Origin of the sequence: Cryobacterium sp. Y57 (assembly GCF_002929505.1) — a bacterium.
Taxonomy (GTDB): Bacteria; Actinomycetota; Actinomycetes; order Actinomycetales; family Microbacteriaceae; genus Cryobacterium.
In genome coordinates, this window is record NZ_PJJL01000017.1 from 1 (window position 1) to 2,123 (window position 2,123).

Here is a 2,123-nt window from a genome sequence, read left to right on the forward strand (position 1 = left end):
TTACTGGTGGCGGAGAATTACAATGGACCTGATCGATTGCCACGTCGCGCCGATCAGTGCATCTTCCTCCAGGTGCGTCTGACATTCGCCGTTTGAGCGGCGCGGTTGTCCAACCTTCAGCGTGCGGGGTGCCCATCCGGGCTCAGCCGCGTGCCCGGTTCGATTGGTCGAGATCGGAGCTGACCGGTAACGCCGCAGTCCAGCCTTAGGACCCATCCATCGGAAGACCCGATCATCGCGCCAGTCAAGGAGAACAGAGGTTGGTGGGTCCCGACGGCCTCTGCTCGTGGGAGAGCAAGACTAGTTCTGGATTCAGAGCGCCTATGAGCAGCTGGCCTCGGGCTACTTGGCACGTCAAGTTCGCCGAACCAGACTGCGGTGTCGCCGGCTGTAATCAGCGGTCCCTGGCCGCTGTCGACGAGGAAGATCTGCGTGCTGCGGGTTAGAGTGGCCAAGCACTTCAGGGGTGTGGAAGGCAGTTCGGGAGCGGTTGGTGGGGGTCAGCGCTTGGTGTCGTGGTCGCGGCGGGTCCCCATTCAGTGATGTATGGCTCGGGGTGTCCAATCTTGCGGAGCAGCGGATGGAATTGGTAGCCTTGAAATTACCAAAGAACATATTGCGAGCCAGGGGCGGGGCGCGCATCTCTGCTTCTTACGGGGTGAGCTGTGGGGCTGTCTCTGAACCGCGTGAGGAGACAGAGAACATGGCGAAAAAATCGGTTCAAATTCTGGGAGTGATCGCTCTTGCGGTCGGATTAGTCCTTATGCCGGCGGCGGGGGCTTCTGCTGATACGGGCCCCACACCGCCCCCGCCAGTAGAGGGGCCGACCACGGGGCTGTCTTCGGAGGGTTCTGCGATAACCCCACGCGATGGTGCGGTGTCCACACAAGCGCTCCAGGCCGGGATCGCGCCCGGATGCACCGGCACGCTTGACTACGTGCACAAGTCTGGAGGCACTGCTTCTGTACACGGTCGGACGAGTTGCGCGTCGTCCACGCGGAATTACATTTCCCTTTCCATCGGATACATCGGGTGGTTCGGAGAACGTTATGCCGTGACAGGCGACGACGCGACCGGATACAGCGGCAAGGACGCCTCCGGACAGGTCAAGAGCGTCTGCTCTGGAACCGGCCAGCAGACCTGGCGCGCGTTCGGCTACCACAGTGCCATTATCGGAGGAACGACGTATTACGGGAACACAAGTCGAGATGGCCGATTCACCTGCTAGGACGGTGAGGTGGGGGGGCGCCTTGGCGACAGCCACAGCGGCCCTTTTCCTGTTGTCTGCGTGCGACGTCGCCACGGTTGCCGACGTGCCGCCAACATCGGGGACTGAACTCCGAACGTATGCGGATCCACCATCGCGGCCGCCAACAGCCATGCTAGACGGGTATCCACTTGATCAAGCCAGCGCTGTATGGCGGGTTGGCAGCTCGATGGTGTCGTACGCACCCAGCGATGCGACACAAGTCGCCTTCAACAACGTGGCCGTTTCATCCGGAGAGATGGTGATTGTCCTGGACTCGGCTGTTTCTCCGATGCAGGCTGAAGTGCGGTCCTTTAGCCTTCTCACTACCCAGGGGATTCCCGCCTCAGACGTTCCCGAAATGACCTCACCGTGTGTGGTGGGTGACCGAATCTATCCGGAAACGCTCTGCTGGATAGATAGCGCCGCGGAAACTCTGGAAGTTCACATTGACCGCGCAGCGTTTACGCCTGGTGTCCAGGTCGTCGAAATGTTCTACGCGACTCAGACTGAAGCCGGTGTCGCGGAGGGAGTGAACCACTATGCAGTTTCCTGGGCCTTCCGTACTTCCTGACCGCGCTCCGCAGAAAAATCATCCGCACCGGCTGCGACATCGGCCTTAAAGCTGATCTATGTGTCCGGCGGCAGCTCGGGCCGATCAGGCACCGGTCGATTTTTCTCGGATCATTCTGTGCCAGCGGCATCCGTGTCGACAGCCCTCTAAAACGTTACTGCTGGTTTGTTAGCTTCTTGGAAAGCAATCCCTCACGAGCCGGGATTGTCACGGAGGACCCATAGGGCTGCCGTGCATCTACCTCCCTACCGCCAGCAGCACGACAGAGCAAGAAACTGCCACACAGGTTATCCTGTACTATCG

The 2,123-nt window shown here is 60.2% G+C and carries 1 protein-coding gene; it reads left to right on the forward strand.

The annotated features are described in order from the left end of the window. The first annotated feature begins 1,054 nt into the window (after positions 1-1,054). Positions 1,055-1,228, forward strand: a complete 174-nt coding sequence (locus CXY72_RS19380) for a hypothetical protein (RefSeq protein WP_158252392.1) — start codon at positions 1,055-1,057, stop codon at positions 1,226-1,228. Positions 1,229-2,123 lie beyond the last annotated feature (895 nt).